The organism is Sporosarcina sp. HYO08 (genome assembly GCF_001563475.1).
In the GTDB taxonomy this organism is placed as follows: domain Bacteria; phylum Bacillota; class Bacilli; order Bacillales_A; family Planococcaceae; genus Sporosarcina.
The window spans coordinates 395784-413822 of the sequence record NZ_LPUT01000023.1; the positions used below are offsets into that span (position 1 = coordinate 395784).

Here is an 18039-nt window from a genome sequence, read left to right on the forward strand (position 1 = left end):
TAGTATAACATAAAATAATTGCCCAATTCCCTTAATATCCAACAAACAAATGAACGCTTCCCATTACTTCTGGAAAGCGTTCACTTGCACAACTATTGAAGTTCCATTTTACTGCCCCGACCATTTCTCCGTCAGCTTTGGCAAAAGCTGTCTAAACTGATCTTCTATCACTTTCATCTTCAAGGCATCATCCATACTTTCTATCGGAACAGATGGCACCCAAAGGACTTCACCCGCCAATTCAATACGAGTCCATGCAGGATCTGTCGTTACATAAAAAATATGTTTAAACGGCAATTCCTGAAGATCTTTTGAAAATGTTTCACCTATTTGTACCAAATCAATGCTAGGTGTATATGTAAATGGCGGTAGAAGCATTAGCCTGCCTTTAAACTGTGCCTCCATGAATGTCACAAGCTGCATTAAAAACTCCGATGCAGATGCACTATTTTTCATCGCTGCCGCATTTGTTTCAATTTTAAGCAACGGTACAATGAGCGTGTCGATATATTGTTGCTGCTGTAGAAATGTATCCATATCTTTAGATGTCCAATTCATTTCCTCAATCCCCCTGCAATCAAAACGAGCAAATGACTCCATCACAATAAGATGGAGTCATTACTCTTTTAATACTTCCAAGTCCTTTAACATATCGGACAGCGTGATAAACAACTCTTTATTATTTGCATCAAGCGCTTCATCCACTCTTTTCATCAAGTTGGCCGCCGTCATCTTCGAAATGCTTTCCTCAAGCAGTTGTTCAGCAATTTGTTTATCCCTTTCACTTACTTGCAAGTAAGTGGGAAGGAATGGATTTTCCTCCCGCACACTTGCATATTGAGGGCAAGTGTGATTGTTTGGGAAATTAAGCTGGATATACATTTTATCATCCGGATGAAGTCTTAAATCGTGAAATGACTTTTCTGCATCCGCTGTCATTAAATTGCCCTTATAAAACCGAAATGGAATACTGTCCGAATCTGTCGTCGACATCACCATTGCGCGGGGACAATAATGAGCTTCGTCCGTAAAATGAACGTTTTCTAGAAGGTGTTCTTGACTCAGAAGATAATTTAAAATCCATACACATTCACGGCGTTTCAATTTATACCGTTTTAAAAACCAGCGTACGAAATCCTTTTTGGCTGCGACAGGAACCATAGCAGTCATGTCACACCTCCTCATCAATTGATGTTTCTAGAAAATCTCTCCAATTTGCGTCGTCAGGATTCAATTCAACCAATTTCTTTACGATGACAATAGCTTCTTCACGTCTTCCTTCTTCAAGTAGGAAGTTTGCATACTTACCTAAAAACTCTTGCTCCTCTTGTAATTCAGCATATGCCTTACGATAGGCTTTGTATGCATCATTATATTGTTCTAAACGTTCATAACTATATGCACGAAAAGCATTTAGTAGGGGAATTCCCTCATTGGTTGCTTGTTGATACGAAAGTAAATCCAGTAACTCCTCATCTTTTTCTTCCTCATTATACAACGAAGCGAGGGTTATCAAAGCTTCTACATACTCAGGATCTAAGACAAGCGCTTCTTTCAAATGCACTTCAGCTTGCTCAGGTAATCCAATCTTTAATGCTGATTTCCCAGCCGCCAATTGAAGCGCTTTGTCAAACTCGTCTCTTCGAATCCCGCGTTTAAATAACTCATAAGCGCCTTTGTCGTCACCCGTTGAAGATAATGCCTCACCCGCAAGCATATATGCCGAGAAATAATCAGGATCCATCTCGAGTAAATCTGTTAGCAATGGTACTGTTCTTTCGGGGCGACCGCTTTGGAAATAGGCAAATGCGGCACCAAAAATAATATCTGGCGTAGGTGACTTTTCCAAGAGCCTTTCATAATAAGGGATTGCCTCTTCATATGCAGCACCTGCGTTATAGGCTTCAGCCACCCGCGATAATAAATCGATGGGTCCGATTTGACCGACTTCCTCAAGCAATTCAAGATAATATTGAATAGCCTCTCCGTATTTCCCTGCATTTAAAAGCAATTCCGCATAAGCAAATCGGACAACAGGTTCATGCGGTGCGAGTTTATGCGCTTCTTGAATTTTTGCAAGTGCAGCTTCGGCCATACCAGTCATTTGATAATAGTCAGCAAGTGCCAACAAAGATTGCACGTACTCTTCGTCTTCTATGGAAATATCCGTTAACAATAAGAGTGCTTCGTCCTCCTGGCCTAACTCAAGCAGGATACCCGCGCGATCAATCTTTAATTGCGCCTCGTTCGGCAAATGAAGAAGTAGCACTTCATAAATACGGTCAGCTTCTTCAAGAAAACCATAGTCTATTAAAAGTCCCGCGGTATCATACAGCAAATCAAAATCAGTTGAAGCAAGCAGCGCTTCAAGTGTTCGCTGTAAAGAAGTGACATCTCCTTCTATTATTTGCCGTTCAATTTCTTGCAACTTCCCCATATTTTCACCTGTTCTTTCACAATGTATACATTTGCCTTAACCATTTACATTGGATGGACTCGTCAGTTTTTCCAAGTGTTCGAAAAATGTAGGATACGAAATGTTAATACATGCAACATCTTGAATCGTGATCGGATCTTTCGCAACGATGGATGCAATGGCAGCCATCATCCCGATCCGATGATCCCCATAGGAAAACAGTGTTCCGCCCGATAACGGTGTAGGACCATGTATGATCATACCGTCTTCGGTTTCTTCGATATTCGCACCTAACTTCTTTAACTCCGCAGTAACAGCTGCAATTCGATCCGTTTCTTTGACACGAAGCTCGGCTGCATCTTTGATGATCGTCGTTCCTTTAGCCTGCGTAGCAAGCAGCGCTATGACAGGAAGTTCGTCAATAAGCCTTGGAATGAGTTCACCTGAAACTTCAGTTCCTTGCAAACGATTATAGGCTACTTTAACTGTACCATAAGGTTCGCCTATTTCACCCTTTTGATCAACTATTTCAATCGCTGCTCCCATTTTTTCAAGGACATCAAGAATACCCGTTCTCGTTGGATTTAGTCCTACATTGTTAAATGTAATCCAATTTCCTTCTTTGATCGCTGCGGCGACCATAAAAAATGCTGCCGATGAAATATCGCCGGGTACATGTACATCTGTTCCTTTCAGCTCTGCCCCGCCTTCAACAGAAACAGTTTTCCCCTTCTGTTCAATGGATACACCAAATTGTTCAAGCATTCTTTCGGTATGATCGCGGGATACTGTTTGTTCGCTGACAGACGTTTTCCCTTCAGCATTAAGTCCTGCCAATAAAATAGCGGATTTCACTTGGGCACTCGCTACTGGCATCTCATAATCGATCGCTTGTAATGAGCTTCCTGAAATCGTCAGCGGCAGTAAATTACTATCCGGCTGCCCCTCAATAGAAGCGCCCATTAAGCGCAGCGGCAACGATACACGATTCATCGGTCGTTTTGACAAGTACTCGTCACCTGTAAGAACAGATGTTACGTTAGAACCTGCAAGGATGCCAAGCATTAGTCTCGCTGTCGTTCCAGAATTCCCAGCATATAGCTCTCCTTCTGGCATGGTCCAGTTTTTCATGCCTGGGCTATGAATCGTTACATTTGTTCCTTCTCTTTCAATCGAGACGCCAAGCTGCCGAAAAATATCGATCGTCCGCAGGCAGTCCTCTCCGTCCAAGAAGCCTGTAATACGCGTTGTTCCTTCGGCAATTGAACCGAGCATGACGGCCCGGTGGGAAATTGACTTGTCCCCCGGAACCGTTAATTCACCCGTCAGTTGTGAATGATTGAACGCTATCGTTTTCAAATTCATTTCCAGCTCCCCTTCGTTCAAATAATATGCATCGAATAATCGGTTGCTTTCTCCAAGGCCTTTTGGGCATGTTTTCGATCCTCGGCAGTTTGAAAGCTGATCACCAAAATGCCATATACGTCCGTCCGTGTTTCTACGATACGAATACTTGTTAAACTAATCCGCTCATCGGCTAAAATCTTTGTGATTTCAGAAATAATACCCGGCGTATCCGGTATGTCAATATGTAAATCAAAAGGCGTATAAAGGGCACCTTGAACAGCGCCTTTAGAAGTAAGCGGCAAAGTATCTCGAAATTTCTTCGCATCCGCAAAGAATTCATAAATATGGTTTTCATCATTCGAGGCGATCATTTGGCGAACTTCGGTCATCTTCTCCATCCAACCATCGATTTGCGTTAATAACTCTTCTTGATTTTGAAGGGTGATATCCCGCCACATCACCGGATCCGCTGATGCAATTCTCGTAATATCACGGAAACCTCCCGCGGCTAACTGTTTCACAAACGGCTGGTGTTCGTGTTGATCTTCAAGTCTGCCAACGAGCGAAGATGCCACGATATGAGGGAAATGGCTAACAATGGCCGTCATTCGATCGTGTTCTATCGCATCGAGGACGACAATTTTCCCTTTTGTCGGCAGCAGCAAATGCCGCATTCTTTGGATTTGCTCTTCATCCGCCGTGTGGGAAGGGGTCAACACATAATAGGCATTTTCAAACAAGTGTCCTAACGCTGCAGAAACACCGCTTTTATGAGAACCCGCCATCGGATGCCCCCCAATGACAATGATCCCTTTTTCAATTAAGTTCGCAGCTGCATCCATAATTGGTTTTTTTGTACTTCCGGTATCAGAAATAATCACATTCTCTTTTAACTTCCAAGTTTCGGCTTCTTGTAATAACCTCACCGTCGTATTGACAGGTGTTGCAAAAATAATTACGTCGGCATTTCGGCATGCCGCTTCCGCCGACGGTGCAATGGTGTCAATGATGCCTCTTCGGTAAGCCTCATCCGCCGTTTGATAAGATCGGTCAAAGCCGATTACGTGAAGATTGGCATTTCTTTTCAGCGCCAGACCAAGCGAACCGCCAATTAGGCCTAATCCAATGATGGCTACGTTTTCTTTCATTTGTCTTACCCTTCCATCCACAAACGATCAAAAGCTTGAAACAGTTTGTCATTCTGTTCTTCTGAACCAATCGTTATACGTACAAAGCCAGGTATCCCAAGCGCATTTCCACTTCTCACGATCAATCCATCGTGTAAAAGTTTTTCGGATGCGACGTCCGTATCGTTTGGTACTTCCATTAAAACAAAATTGGTTTCAGAATCGTACAAACGAATGTTTTTTTCTTGTGCATATTGTTTAAATCTTTCTCTTTGCTGGTGGTTTAACGCACGGCACTGCTCGATGAATGCTTCATCTTCTATTGCTTTTTCGGCAACACTGAGTGCAAAGGAGTTATTATTGAAAGGGTTTCGAACTTTGTTTAACTCTGTGATGATTGTCGGATCACTGATCGCGTAGCCGATTCGATAAGCTGCAAGACCATACGCTTTTGAAAATGTACGTAAAATACTAATATTTGAAAATTGGTTAAGCCAAGTCATCGAATCTACATGTCCGGGATCGGTAATATACTCGAAATAAGCCTCATCCAATACGACTAATACATCGCTTGGCACTTTTTCAAGAAATGATTTTAGGTCATCGCTTGGGATTAAATTCCCCGTCGGATTGTTCGGGTTACAAATCCAAACGACAGCCGTCTGCTCATCGATTGCCTGCAAAAAACCATCCAGATCATGCTGTCCATTGTCGGTGAGCGGAATTTCACGAATTTCCGCGCCTTCGATTTTGGCATTATGCGCATATTGCGGAAATGTCGTAGCCGCCATAACCGTATTCGTATCAGGTCCTAAAAGTGCCCTTGAAATGATCGTAACGATTTCATCTGAGCCGTTTCCAAATAAAATTGCACCTTCATCTACACCATGTTTCTCGGCAAGTTTACCGCGCAATGATGCTGCAAAACCATCCGGATAAATTTCAGTATGGATGGAAGCAGAATTGATCCACTCTTGTACAGACGGTGCACAGCCGTATGGATTCTCATTCGAGGCAAGCTTTACGACTTCTTTTAATCCATAATGCTGAATGACATCTTCGATCGATCTCCCCGGCTTATAAGGCGTAATCTCTTGTAATGCTTTAACCCATTTCATCAAAATCCCCCCGTTTAGTCCGATACATATATTACTTTTGTAAATCTGGTCGCAATTTAACCGCATCGTTTTGGTAAACATGCTGTATATAGCGTTGTGGTACATCTGTATTAACATGCATAAGAACGCGAATGCAACGCGGCAGTGCCCCTGGAATATCCATTTCATGCGTGCACATAACAGGCACGTATTTCCAGCCATCGATTGAACGAACAGCTTTCGCAGGAAACGTCGAGTGAATGTCTGTCGTTGTAGAGATCAAAACCGAAATAATATCTTTCGGCAATACTTTGTTTACTTCGGCAAGTTCAATGACAAGCGCTTCCGTCGCCGCCAACACATCTTCACTTTCATCGCGTTGGACGGTCGTTGCACCTCTTAATCCCCTAACCATCATTTTTCCCATCTCCCTTTTTTATCCGTTCCCTTAATTGATGAAAAGCAGCATCACACGAAGCTTTTGTTAGTTCTTTTACAATAGGCTGTCCAACCTTTTCCAGCAGGACAAAATGCCATTTTCCATGGGATGCCTTTTTATCTTTATCCATATATTCTGCAAACTCTTCAAAGTCATAGTCCATAATCGGTTGGAATGTATAGCCGTTCTTCCTTGCAAAGTCTATGAAGCGATTCGTTAATTGTGCAGAGACGCCGCCTTCTGATTCGCTCAATAACAAGCTGTAAGCCATGCCGATCATGACCGATTCACCGTGGCTTAATCCGCCAAATCCACAAATGGCTTCCACAGCATGGCCAAATGTATGGCCAAAATTAAGAAACTTTCGGCTAGAATGCTCGAATTCGTCTTCTTCAACGATCTTTGCTTTCACTTGTATGCCTTTTAACAACTCTACCTGTAGCCAATCGATCGACGGTTCTGTAAATGACGGCTCATTTAATAGTTCTTCCGTCCAATTTTCATCCGAAATAAAGGCATGCTTTAACAATTCCGCCATGCCAGAACGAACTTCTACTGGCGGTAACGTTTTGAATAGTTCGGTCTGAAACAGTACACCTAAAGGCTGATGAAAAGCACCGACCATGTTTTTTCCTTCCGGCATATTGATCGCAGTTTTTCCGCCTACAGCACTATCGTGCGCTAAAATCGTTGTTGGACAATGAAGATAACGGATCCCGCGCATAAATGTTGCGGCAACAAATCCTGTTAAATCACCGCATGCACCACCGCCAAATGCAATGAGCAATGAATTTCTTGTGAAACCTTTATTTAACAAAAAAGATAGACATTCAAGGTAAACAGCGGATGTTTTGCAGCTTTCCCCAGAAGGCACTAATTTGACAGCAACTTCCGAATTCGTTACTTCTAGTGCGTCCAGCAAGAGCGGCAAATGGATTTCCGCTACCTGCTGGTCGGCAATAATGGCTATGTGATCGGCACTGCCCAGAAGATCCTGGTATTCCGTTGCCAATAACTGGTATGTATCTGAACCAATATGCACATCGTAAGCATGATTTTGAATACCGACTGTCAACTTTCCCATATTAAAACTCCTTGACATATTGTCTGTATTGGTCGATCTCCCTTTTGAGTCCATCCATTGTGTCGGAACGGAACTCTTCCATAATCGCTTTAGCCATTTCAGTTGCAATCACATGCTCAGCCACGACCGATGCGGCTGGTACTGCGCAAGGGTCAGAACGTTCAATTGTTGCTGCAAACGGCTCCTTCGTATCGATATCAACACTTTCAAGCGGTTTATATAATGTTGGGATCGGCTTCATAACCCCTCGAACGACAATTGGCATTCCAGTCGTCATTCCACCTTCAAGCCCGCCTAATCGGTTCGATTTACGGTAATAGCCCCGCTCCTCGCTCCAAGCAATTTCATCATGCACTTCACTGCCCGGTCTTCTTGCCACTTCAAAGCCAAGACCGATTTCTACACCTTTAAATGCGTTAATGCTCATCATAGCACCCGCAAGTTTGCCATCCATTTTACGGTCAAACTGTACATAGCTGCCAATTCCTGGCGGACAGCCTTCAATGATCACTTCAACGGTACCACCTAGTGTATCACCGCGTCCTTTGATCTCATCGATCGCTTGTACCATTTGCTTTGAGGCTGCTGGATCTGCGCAGTAGACAGGATCTTGCTCGATCGTTTCGCGCAGCTCTTCTATCGTTACATCTGCATATGTATTCGGATCTGTTTGAATTCCGCCGATTTCAGTGACATGCGCGACCGTATGAATGCCCAGCTCTCGTAAAAACTGTTTGGCAACCGCACCGATCGCCACACGCATTGTCGTTTCGCGCGCTGAAGAACGTTCTAAAACATTGCGTAAATCACGATGTCCGTACTTCATGCCCCCGACTAAATCTGCATGGCCTGGTCTTGGTCTCGTAATCTGCCTTTTAATATCTTCCGGATTCACATCTTCAGATAACGGCTCAATGCCCATAATGCTTGTCCAATGCTTCCAATCATCATTCACAACAGAAAGTGTTACGGGTGAACCGATTGTTTTCCCATGACGAACACCTGAAGAAATGACAACTTGGTCTTTTTCAATTTGCATCCGTCTTCCACGCCCATGACCGCCTTGGCGCCTTTTCAGTTCTTTATTAATCATTTCAGCTGTTAGCTCCATTTGAGCGGGTAGTCCTTCGATAATAGCCGTCAATTGTGGTCCATGCGATTCACCAGCTGTAAAATATCTCATCTTTTTTCCTCCTTATCACCTGCATCAAAACAAAACGATTTTATCCACTTTATCAAACTAAATGTGTTTTGACTATGCTTTTATTAAAAATATCTATCCATTTAGACTTTTCTATAAAAGAAAGTTTCAATAGATTCAAAACCGTATTGACCCGGATTAAAAATTTGTTCTGTACTTCCGACAAATAACACACCGCCCGGCTTTAGTGACTTTGAAAAGTTTGTGTAAATTTGATCTTTCGCTTCATCCGTAAAGTAGATCATCACATTGCGGCAGACGATTAAATCAAAACCACTTTCATAACGATCATGCAGCAAATTATGTTGTTTGAAGGTAACTGTTCGAAGAATTTCGTCTTTTACTTTGAAAAAACGACCTTCTTTTTCAAAATACTTTTGAACAATTTTCCTTGGGACTTCTTTTAAAGATTTCTCTGGATAGACCCCGTTCTTTGCTGTTTGAATCACACCTTGATCGAGATCTGTTGCCAAGATAGAGATATCCTTTAACGGAACATGTGTGGAAAGTGTCATTGCAATTGAATAAGGCTCTTCACCTGTAGAGCATGCTGCACTCCAAATTTTCAGCTTTGGATTATTCGCTAGTAAACTTGGAAATATCTTTTGCTCAAGCACTTCCCAGCGCTGTGCATTCCGATAAAATTCAGAGACATTAATTGTCATTCGATCTAAAAACTCGTCAAGCAGTTCGCGATCCGTCTGTAAGGCTTGGGCGTATTCCGTAAAATTCCGATAACCCCGACGTTCATATAGTGAAGTCAAGCGTCTTTTCATTTGGGCCTCTTTATACATTGATAAGTCTATCTTTGTCTTATTTTTAATGTTTCTTACGAATGTCGTGTAATCTGGCAATACCGCTCACTCTCCATTCCATTATGTATTGATTGGATAACAAAAAAACAGCCTGCGTTTAACCGCTTGGCTGTTTTTAATCAATCAATTACGCCTCGGCATAATTGCATCAAGTTAAATGGATTAGTTAACCCAGCTGTTCATTGATTTGTCGTAAGACACTAGTTCTTCTTCTTTAAAGAACAGACCAATTTCACGAACCGCAGATTCTGGAGAGTCAGAACCGTGAATAATATTTTTTCCAACAGTTACTGCGAAATCTCCACGAATTGTACCTGGTGCAGATTCTTTCGGGTTTGTAGCACCCATCATTAAACGTGCAGTTGAGATCACATTTTCACCTTCCCAAACCATTGCAAAAACTGGTCCTGAAGTGATGAAGTCTACAAGCTCGCCAAAGAATGGACGTTCTTTATGCTCTCCGTAGTGCTGCTCTGCAAGCTCTTGAGAGATTTGCATTAGCTTTCCACCTACTAGTTGGAAGCCTTTGTTTTCAAAGCGGCTAACGATGTCACCGATGACATTGCGTTGTACGCCGTCTGGTTTAACCATTAAAAATGTTCTTTCCAATGTTAACACTCCTCGTCTGATATGTAGCGGGATATTTCCCAATTGATCGTACCACCATGCGGAAAATCTTTCAACTAATAAACGGCGTATCTCCCATTAGCAGGGAGACCCACTGCTCATTAGGCTCAATAATTTCGTTTTCCGATAAAAGCAGCGATTTGCTCGAATGCTTTCTTAGCTTCTCCATCTGGTAATGACTCTATTTCTCGCAGCGCTTTTTGTAAGTACAGATCACTTACCGCCTGCGCTTTTTCAATTCCGCCTGAACGTCGAATGTATGTAAGCATCTGGTCTCTTTCTTGTTCTGTAAGCGTCCCATCAAATGAACGTTCCATATAAAACTGAAAGCTTGGATCTTCCTTTATGTAAAATATTGGTAATGTTAAATGACCATTCAATAAGTCACTGCCTGCCGGCTTGCCAAGCTCTTCGTCCGTCGATGTGATGTCTAAAATATCATCGATGATTTGAAAAGCCATACCAGCAAAATAACCGAAGCGGCGCAGCCGTCTTACTGTCGCTTGGTCAGCACCTGAGACAAGCGCACCTAACTCACAGCTCGACGATAAAAGTAATGCCGTTTTTCTCTTAATGCGCCGTAAATAATCGCGGACTGTTTGCTCTGGTTTTCGTTGATAGTCAATTTGAATGATTTCACCTTTACAAATTTCTAACATTGTTTCCGCTAACAGTTGATGGACTTCGGGGATTTCAATTTCTCCAATGGAGGTAAGCGCACGCGAAAAGATAAAATCTCCCGTATACATAGCAATCCGATTGTCCCATCTTGCCTTGACCGTTTTAAACCCCCTGCGCATATCGGAATCATCAATAACATCGTCATGGACAAGTGATCCCATATGCACAAGTTCAAGAGACACTGCTACTTTCCCGACTTCTTCCAAGGAGTATTTTCCAAATTTAGAAGCAAGGATCACAAAAATTGGACGAATTCTCTTTCCACCAGCACGCAGTAAAAGTAACGATGCTTGTCGAATAATAGGAGAAGATGAATCGACGGATCGTTCAAGTTCCTTTTCGATATAATTAAGATCCTTCCGGAAATGAGTGTAAAGTGCCATTAACTTCATTTTCTCCAAATCGATAACCTTCCCCTACGGCAATTATTGTTTGAAACCTATGTGGCCAGCCGCAGCTCCACCGCTGTAAGACTTATAAAAGACGTTTGAAAATCCAGCGTCTGTGAATAATTGAGCAAGCCCTTCCATGTCTGGGAAATTGTCGGCTGACTCTTGCAACCATGCATACTCTTTGTAACTTTTTGCAAAGATCTTCCCAAGTACTGGCATAATGAATTTAAAATAAAATTTAAACAGCTGACGGTATCCCGGAATTTTCGTTTGTGATGTCTCCAGGCAAGCAATCATTCCGCCAGGCTTTAATACGCGATTCATTTCTTTTAATACTGTTAAATAATCGGCAACATTGCGAAGCCCAAAGCCAATCGTTACATAATCGAAGGAGTGATCAGGAAACGGCAACTGCATCGCATTCCCTTGAACGAGTGTGATGTTTGGATAATCCGCCGTCTTCTCACGGCCGGTAGCCAGCATACCTTCGCTAAAATCAAGCCCTGTCACATGTCCGTCGGCGCCAACCGCCTCCGCAAGTGCAATTGTCCAATCTGCCGTTCCACAGCAGACATCCAATGCAGAAGCACCTTCTTGAACCGCCATGCGATTCATCATATCTGTTCGCCATTTTTTATGTTGGTTAAAACTAATAACGGAATTCATTTTATCGTAATTACCCGATACTTTTTCAAATACTTTATGGACTCTTTGTTCTTTTGATAAAGCCATTGAGATGCCCCCAGTCAGATCTTTTGCGCTTCGATGTAAGTCAATTCAATTTACCAAGAAGAGGTGATGTCATGCGACGAATTTCATCGTTCAAAAAAGGGGCAAGAAAATCAGCCTGTTCTAAAGCTTCTGCCATTTCCGAGTGAAACAAGGCTAGCGCCTCGTCCGTTAACTTCTGCTTTTCGTATAGTGGACTTTTACCTTCTCTTAACGTAAGCAATGGCAATGCAACACTCGCAATGGCAGCGTAGCGCTCAAAACCAAACGATTGAAAATAGTCGACAATACAGCCTGCTTCTATAATTTGAAGACTATCCATCAAGTCCCCGAGATTCAGATCGGTTTGCATACGCATCGTCGCTTTCCTTTCATTGACCGAAGCGATTGTTTGAGACAATGAACGAATGAAGTCAAAATCCGGCAATGACGCCAGGATACGATAGTGAATGCCGCTAAAATAATCGCCTGAAAGAACTGTTAGCTGCTGTTCCTTTGACGTAGCATCCCATTCATCGATTGTATCATGTGCTGCAAATGCCGCATGAACGGCACCGACAGCCACTGCCGCCTTATACATCGACTCCGTCAACCTTTCACCATTTAACATTGGCAAAAGTAAAAAAAAGGCTTGGTTAACTGCCATATCAATGGGTCCGATTTCTCTTTCAATAATTGGTTCTGTAATTGTCTGCGTCACTGTTATTTGATAATTTTCGATATGCTGTTTTATCTTTTGTCTTTCCATCAGCGGATCTCCATTCAAAGACATCTTCATAGATGATCTTGAATTATTCTTTTCCTTCACTTGTCACAATGCCATGTGCGGTATGTATTTCAGCTTTTCCACGAATTTTCATCGCCGACGTGTGCTCCGTGAATTGAGCAATCATTACTTCACCATGATCTAACTTCTCTGTATGATGAAATTTTGTATCGTTTCCACGTGTAAGCCCAATAACGTTCACGCCGTCCTCTTTCGCTTTAATTACGATATATTCAGGTTGTGCCATGTTTACCTCTCCTGTCTGCCTATATGGATCCATCATATCATAGAAAAGGAACTGCCCGCAAAAACATCAGTGCATCTTAATCAGTGATAATATTTCAGCACGTTTCACATCATCATGTTCGTAAATTCCACGCGCCACAGTTGTGACTGTTTTTGCACCTGGTTTTTTAATACCGCGCATTGTCATGCACATATGTTCAGCTTCAATTACGATATAGACACCGATTGGATTGAGCATATCCATTATTGCCTCGGCAACCGTTGATGTAATTCGCTCTTGCAGTTGCGGTCTTCTCGCTGTCGTTTCAACAGCTCTCGCTAGTTTACTAAGACCAGCAACTACACCGTCCCGTGGGATGTATGCGACATGCGCATGCCCAAAAAACGGTACAAGATGATGCTCGCACATCGAATGGAAGGGAATATCTTTCACAAGCACGACTTCATCATGATTTTCATGAAAAATTGTCTCGAAGTATTCACGTGGATCTTTGTTCAATCCTTCAAATGCTTCCGCATACATTTTTGCAACTCGTTTAGGTGTATCAAGCAGCCCTTCCCGCGAAGGATCTTCTCCAATCGCTTCAAGAATCATTGTGACTGCTGTCTCTATTTTTTCATAATCGAATTCTCTCATCGTACGTAATCCTCCCTAATCGGAATTAAAGCTATTCCAACAAGAATAGTAGCATATTCAACCCCTTCCGTACAGGACTTGGAGACGAATGTACAGTATTTCAACATAAAGGAGCCCTTCCTTAGATCTCAGTTAAGATCTAGCGGAAGGGCTCCTATGTAAGTTTAATTATTTAACAGCGTCTTTTAGTGCTTTACCTGCTTTAAATGCAGGAACTTTGCTTGCTGCAATTTCGATTTCTTCCCCTGACTGAGGATTACGTCCTTTACGTGCTGCGCGCTCACGAACTTCGAAGTTTCCGAAGCCGATCAACTGCACTTTCTCACCCTTTGCAAGAGCCGACTGGATCGTATCGAATACCGCTTCAACAGCTTTTGTAGCATCTTTCTTTGTAAGGCCAGCTGCTTCAGCTACAGAGTTAATCAATTCTGTTTTATTCACACCATTCACCTCCTCTCAAAGGGGATGTTGATCAATTAAAGCCTCTGTCTATTTACGCCATAAACATATCCGCGACGATCACAGAGGGTTTAACCTCATATCATCTACTTTTTAATTACTAAGATTGGCAAGTGCATTCACCGCTAGAAACAGCTTGATGACTATTGCCGTATGAAGTTAAAGCTTCATTACTGTAAAAAGAGTATCATAAGAAAAACCGCGGTGCAACAATATTATCGTGTTTTTTTCCATTATCATGCACTTTTATCTATTATTACCCTTTTTTCCAAGTTAAAACCTAATAACGATACGTTTTTGTCATATTTTCTAACCTTTCAGAACATAGAAAGGCAGATGAAGAAAACAACTACTTTCTTCATCTGCCTTTATGCTATTTATACTATAAATGTAATCATGCCTTTGTTTCCATCATTGACCATTTGCTCAATCGTTTCCCGTAAACGTTTGCGGGCGTTGGCTGGAACAGATGCTGTTTTAAAGCGAATGCTTTCTTTCATCACTTCATGAAGCGGTGTGCCGAAAAGTTGTGTTTCCCAAAGTGCTTCTCGGTCGTGTAAGTACGAGTTTTTCAACTCTTTCAGTAAATGATGGCTGTGGAATTCCGAACCGATGAGCGGCGAGAATTCTGCTTCCATGTCAACCCGAATAATATGCAAAGAAGGCGCTGTGGCTTTCATCCGAACACCAAAGAAATTATTTTCCTTAATTAGTTCTGGAGGTGTTGGATTAAAATCAGCAATTGTCGGAAGGGCAACGCCATACCCTTGCGTTTTTGCTGTTTCAATTGCTTCCGAGTAAAGCTCATACGATCTCTTTGCTTTAGCAGCTTCTTGGACGAATAATAGCCAATCTTTTTTCGTTCCGATTTCTTGCCCCATAATACTTTCGCACACTTCACGAAATGCCTCTTCATCCATATCGATTTTCACCGTGGCTTTTCCTTTTCCTGCATCGACTTCAATCACTTCGGCGTTCCGAACATATTTTTCGTCTCTTAACCTTTCAGCAAGCTCCTGCACTTTCCGTATTTTTGACACTTCCAAAAATCCTTCTTGGATAACACGATCGATATTTGCATTCAATTCATGCTCACTGCCGAGCACGTCCATCCAATCCGGCTTTTGTAAATCGATATCAGAAATCGGGAATTCATATAATGCCTCTTTTAAAATAAGCTGAATTTCTTGAGCGTTTAATTGATCGGCACTGATGGCAATAACCGGCACACCATACGTTTCATGCAATTCTTGTTTTAAAGCGACTGTTCTAGCGTGCGCAGGCATTTTCGAATTTAACACGATGACAAACGGTTTACCAATATCCTTTAATTTATTAATAATTTCAACCTCGGCTACTTCGGCGGCAGCGCGCGGAATATTATTCACGGTTCCGTCCGTCGTCACAAGAATCCCGATTGTTGAATGGTCTCGGATGACTTTATCTGTTCCGATTCGAGCCGCCTCTTCGAATGGTACAGGTTCATTATGCCATGGTGTATGGACATATTTCGGTCCCTCTTCATCCTCATAACCCTTTACACCATCAATTACATAACCTACACAGTCAGCGAGGCGGATTTGGAAATTTAGGTCGCCATCCCCTACCGAAACTTGTGTTCCTTGTGCGGGTACAAATTTGGGTTCCGATGTCATTATCACTGGCCCAGGCGAGCTTTGAGGCAGCTCATCCTGCGCACGAACCCGATCAGAAGCATCCGTCATATTTGGAATGACGACTTCTTCCATGACCCTTTTTACGAATGTTGACTTCCCTACACGGACAGGGCCCACCACACCAATATAAATATCACCATCTGTACGTCTAGCGAGGTTTTCATACAATTCTTCTTTCATTGCTCCATCGTCCTCCTTTTCTGCGCATAATAGTTTATGTAAAAGAAAAACGTTTCATGCCCAAGCATGAAACGTTTTTTCATATTATTTCAGAAAAATAGGTTCATTGTTTTCATTTATAGTATACGGCAAAGAGTAGGCAGGTACGATCGGATAATCGTCAGATAATAGGAATCGAATATCCTCGCCTTGTGTAACGTCAGGATTTTTCTCACGTAAAGCCCGGCTCAAATCAATGGTGTAGTCTACGTAAAAATTGCCGTCACCAGCAATAACAATTGGTAATTGAACATCCGAATAAGGGCTCGGCACAGTGACCGGACTTTTAAAGCCCATCTTTTCAAAATCAACCTCATATACATTTTGCCCTACCGCTTCTTTAAACGGCACAGAATTATTCACGTTTTTTCTTAAATTTAATTCACGAATACGTTCTGCCGCCCGAAGATCCACAAGTTTTACTGTAGGATTTTCCTCAACGTCCAGAAGTACATATTGATAAATTCCACCAGTTTCATAGGCATTGCTTGGAATTTTCTCTGTGTAAGCCGGCACAATCTTAGAAAACTCAATCGGATATTTAATAAATATGTCTGTTGACGCTTCTTTAGTCTTAATCGGCAGCATGCCGCTTGTATTTTCTTTGTATGCATCTACCGCTTTTTGAACGGCCTCCAGCTGGTCTGCATACGGCGTTTGCTGACTCATTTGATCATCCCCCGGGTACATACATCCGGATAAGATAAATAGCAATAGTACACTGAGAAAGAAGCTAAACTTGTATTTTGAAAATGTCATGATGCCCCTCCTGTTGGTCCATTAAAGACAAGGTAAATCATTGCAAAAAATGCAATAATAAGCAGGATCCAAGCGACAAGGGCAAATAGAAACTTAATCAATCGATTGTTAATCTTGTGGCGGCTCACGTAGATGAGACCCATAGATATGGCCATGAATCCCATCGCATAAAATGAGAGCCACATTTTATCCATTGCGGACAAAGTGAGTCATCCTTTCAATTGTCACAAAAATCTTTTGTCTCATTTTAATATCAGAATAAAAGGTATATAATTACTCGTTTCCAAATAGATCCTCAACTTCTTGTTTTTTCAATCTTCTCATCAATTTATCCACAGCGTCTTTTGGAGGGATATTTTCAAATAATATTGCATGGAGCGCTTCCGTCAACGGCATTTCCACATCGTACCGCCGGGCAAGTTGATGGGCTGCTTTCGTCGTTCTGACACCTTCTATGACCATGCCCATGCCGGACTCTACCTCGGCCAAACTTTTTCCTTTTCCAAGCATGTTACCCGCCCGCCAGTTTCTAGAATGGACGCTTGTACAAGTAACGATCAGATCTCCTAGACCCGTTAAACCTGAAAACGTCAAAGGATTCGCACCCATCTTGGCGCCTAGACGTGTAATTTCCGCCAGACCCCTCGTAATAAGCGCTGCCTTTGCATTGTCTCCGTAGCCTAGACCATCGGAAATACCAGCAGCCAGTGCAATGACATTTTTTAATGCGGCGCCAATTTCAACACCCATCATATCATTATTCGTATAGATTCTGAAGTAGTGGTTCATAAAAGCGTCCTGTACTTCTTGTGCAGCCTCCAGATCCGTCGAGGCTGCGGTGATCGTAGTTGGATGTCTAAGTACAACTTCTTCCGCATGGCTCGGACCTGAAAGCGCGACAATCGCTTTTCTTTTCTTCGGATCAATCTCTTCTGCGATCATTTCCGAAATCCGGTTCAGCGAATCTGGTTCAATTCCTTTAGAGACATGGACGATAAGTTTCTTATTCAAAGCCATGCCATTCAATTGCCTGCATACTTCGCGAATCCCTTTCGTCGGAACAGCAATCACAAGCATATCACCATGCATTGCCGCTTCCTCCAAGTTCGAGGTTGCTCTTAAGTTTTTGGGCAAAGTAATCCCTGGCAGGTAAGCACTGTTTGTATGCATTTCATTTATTTCTGCGGCCTGTTCCGGACGTCTTGCCCAAATTAAACAGTCATGATCATTTTCTGCAAGAACAAACGCATTAGCTGTTCCCCAGCTTCCTGCTCCAATAACAGTAATTTTTTTCATTTGAATTCTCCAATCTCGTCCTCGGT

Annotated in this window: 21 protein-coding genes; all 21 read right to left on the reverse strand. The window is 42.4% G+C overall.

Annotated features, from left to right (window positions below; translation table 11 throughout):
- Positions 1-108: 108 nt before the first annotated feature.
- A complete protein-coding gene (locus AU377_RS08945) occupies positions 109-558 on the reverse strand; it encodes a DUF2487 family protein (RefSeq protein ID WP_067407093.1) in 450 nt (149 codons plus the stop codon).
- Positions 559-618: 60 nt separating this feature from the next.
- Complete coding sequence (locus AU377_RS08950) at positions 619-1170, reverse strand: ReoY family proteolytic degradation factor (protein ID WP_067407095.1); 552 nt, start codon at positions 1168-1170, stop codon at positions 619-621.
- A 1-nt stretch (position 1171) separates the two neighbouring features.
- Entirely contained in the window at positions 1172-2437 is a 1266-nt protein-coding gene (locus tag AU377_RS08955) for a tetratricopeptide repeat protein (RefSeq protein WP_067407096.1), read from the reverse strand.
- A 36-nt stretch (positions 2438-2473) separates the two neighbouring features.
- Complete coding sequence (gene aroA, locus AU377_RS08960) at positions 2474-3781, reverse strand: 3-phosphoshikimate 1-carboxyvinyltransferase (protein ID WP_067407098.1); 1308 nt, start codon at positions 3779-3781, stop codon at positions 2474-2476.
- 17 nt (positions 3782-3798) lie between these two features.
- Positions 3799-4911 carry a prephenate dehydrogenase gene (locus AU377_RS08965; RefSeq protein WP_067407100.1) on the reverse strand — a complete coding sequence of 371 codons (1113 nt, stop codon included), beginning with the start codon at positions 4909-4911 and terminating at the stop codon, positions 3799-3801.
- 5 nt (positions 4912-4916) lie between these two features.
- Positions 4917-6008, reverse strand: coding sequence for a histidinol-phosphate transaminase (hisC, locus tag AU377_RS08970; protein ID WP_067407102.1), 1092 nt, complete (start codon positions 6006-6008; stop codon positions 4917-4919).
- Between the two features lie 31 nt (positions 6009-6039).
- Entirely contained in the window at positions 6040-6402 is a 363-nt protein-coding gene (aroH, locus tag AU377_RS08975) for a chorismate mutase (RefSeq protein ID WP_067407268.1), read from the reverse strand.
- A complete protein-coding gene (aroB, locus tag AU377_RS08980) occupies positions 6395-7510 on the reverse strand; it encodes a 3-dehydroquinate synthase (protein ID WP_067407104.1) in 1116 nt (371 codons plus the stop codon). Before aroB ends, aroH begins: the two co-directional genes overlap by 8 nt.
- 1 nt (position 7511) lies before the next feature.
- On the reverse strand, positions 7512-8693 hold the full coding sequence (gene aroC / locus AU377_RS08985; RefSeq protein WP_067407105.1) for a chorismate synthase: 1182 nt from the start codon (positions 8691-8693) through the stop codon (positions 7512-7514).
- A 101-nt stretch (positions 8694-8794) separates the two neighbouring features.
- A complete protein-coding gene (locus AU377_RS08990; RefSeq protein ID WP_067407107.1) occupies positions 8795-9565 on the reverse strand; it encodes a protein-glutamate O-methyltransferase CheR in 771 nt (256 codons plus the stop codon).
- A 123-nt stretch (positions 9566-9688) separates the two neighbouring features.
- The gene (gene ndk, locus AU377_RS08995; protein WP_067407109.1) at positions 9689-10135 is read right to left on the reverse strand and encodes a nucleoside-diphosphate kinase; all 447 of its coding nucleotides are present in this window, start codon (positions 10133-10135) and stop codon (positions 9689-9691) included.
- A 125-nt stretch (positions 10136-10260) separates the two neighbouring features.
- Positions 10261-11235, reverse strand: a complete 975-nt coding sequence (locus AU377_RS09000; protein ID WP_067407111.1) for a polyprenyl synthetase family protein — start codon at positions 11233-11235, stop codon at positions 10261-10263.
- A gap of 24 nt (positions 11236-11259) precedes the next feature.
- Positions 11260-11958 (reverse strand): demethylmenaquinone methyltransferase, encoded by a 699-nt coding sequence (locus AU377_RS09005; RefSeq protein WP_067407112.1) that lies wholly within the window; start codon positions 11956-11958, stop codon positions 11260-11262.
- Positions 11959-11998: 40 nt separating this feature from the next.
- On the reverse strand, positions 11999-12703 hold the full coding sequence (locus AU377_RS09010) for a heptaprenyl diphosphate synthase component 1 (RefSeq protein WP_067407114.1): 705 nt from the start codon (positions 12701-12703) through the stop codon (positions 11999-12001).
- A 43-nt stretch (positions 12704-12746) separates the two neighbouring features.
- Positions 12747-12968 (reverse strand): trp RNA-binding attenuation protein MtrB, encoded by a 222-nt coding sequence (mtrB, locus tag AU377_RS09015; protein WP_067407116.1) that lies wholly within the window; start codon positions 12966-12968, stop codon positions 12747-12749.
- 66 nt (positions 12969-13034) lie between these two features.
- Positions 13035-13604, reverse strand: a complete 570-nt coding sequence (gene folE, locus AU377_RS09020) for a GTP cyclohydrolase I FolE (RefSeq protein WP_067407117.1) — start codon at positions 13602-13604, stop codon at positions 13035-13037.
- A 168-nt stretch (positions 13605-13772) separates the two neighbouring features.
- Positions 13773-14045 (reverse strand): HU family DNA-binding protein, encoded by a 273-nt coding sequence (locus tag AU377_RS09025; RefSeq protein WP_067407118.1) that lies wholly within the window; start codon positions 14043-14045, stop codon positions 13773-13775.
- Positions 14046-14440: 395 nt separating this feature from the next.
- Positions 14441-15919 (reverse strand): stage IV sporulation protein A, encoded by a 1479-nt coding sequence (spoIVA, locus tag AU377_RS09030; RefSeq protein ID WP_067407120.1) that lies wholly within the window; start codon positions 15917-15919, stop codon positions 14441-14443.
- Between the two features lie 84 nt (positions 15920-16003).
- A complete protein-coding gene (locus AU377_RS09035) occupies positions 16004-16717 on the reverse strand; it encodes a hypothetical protein (RefSeq protein ID WP_067407122.1) in 714 nt (237 codons plus the stop codon).
- Positions 16714-16920 carry a DUF2768 domain-containing protein gene (locus AU377_RS09040; protein WP_067407123.1) on the reverse strand — a complete coding sequence of 69 codons (207 nt, stop codon included), beginning with the start codon at positions 16918-16920 and terminating at the stop codon, positions 16714-16716. The genes AU377_RS09035 and AU377_RS09040 overlap by 4 nt, the downstream gene beginning before the upstream one ends.
- A 70-nt stretch (positions 16921-16990) precedes the next feature.
- Positions 16991-18013 (reverse strand): NAD(P)H-dependent glycerol-3-phosphate dehydrogenase, encoded by a 1023-nt coding sequence (locus AU377_RS09045; RefSeq protein WP_067407125.1) that lies wholly within the window; start codon positions 18011-18013, stop codon positions 16991-16993.
- Between the last annotated feature and the right edge of the window lie 26 nt (positions 18014-18039).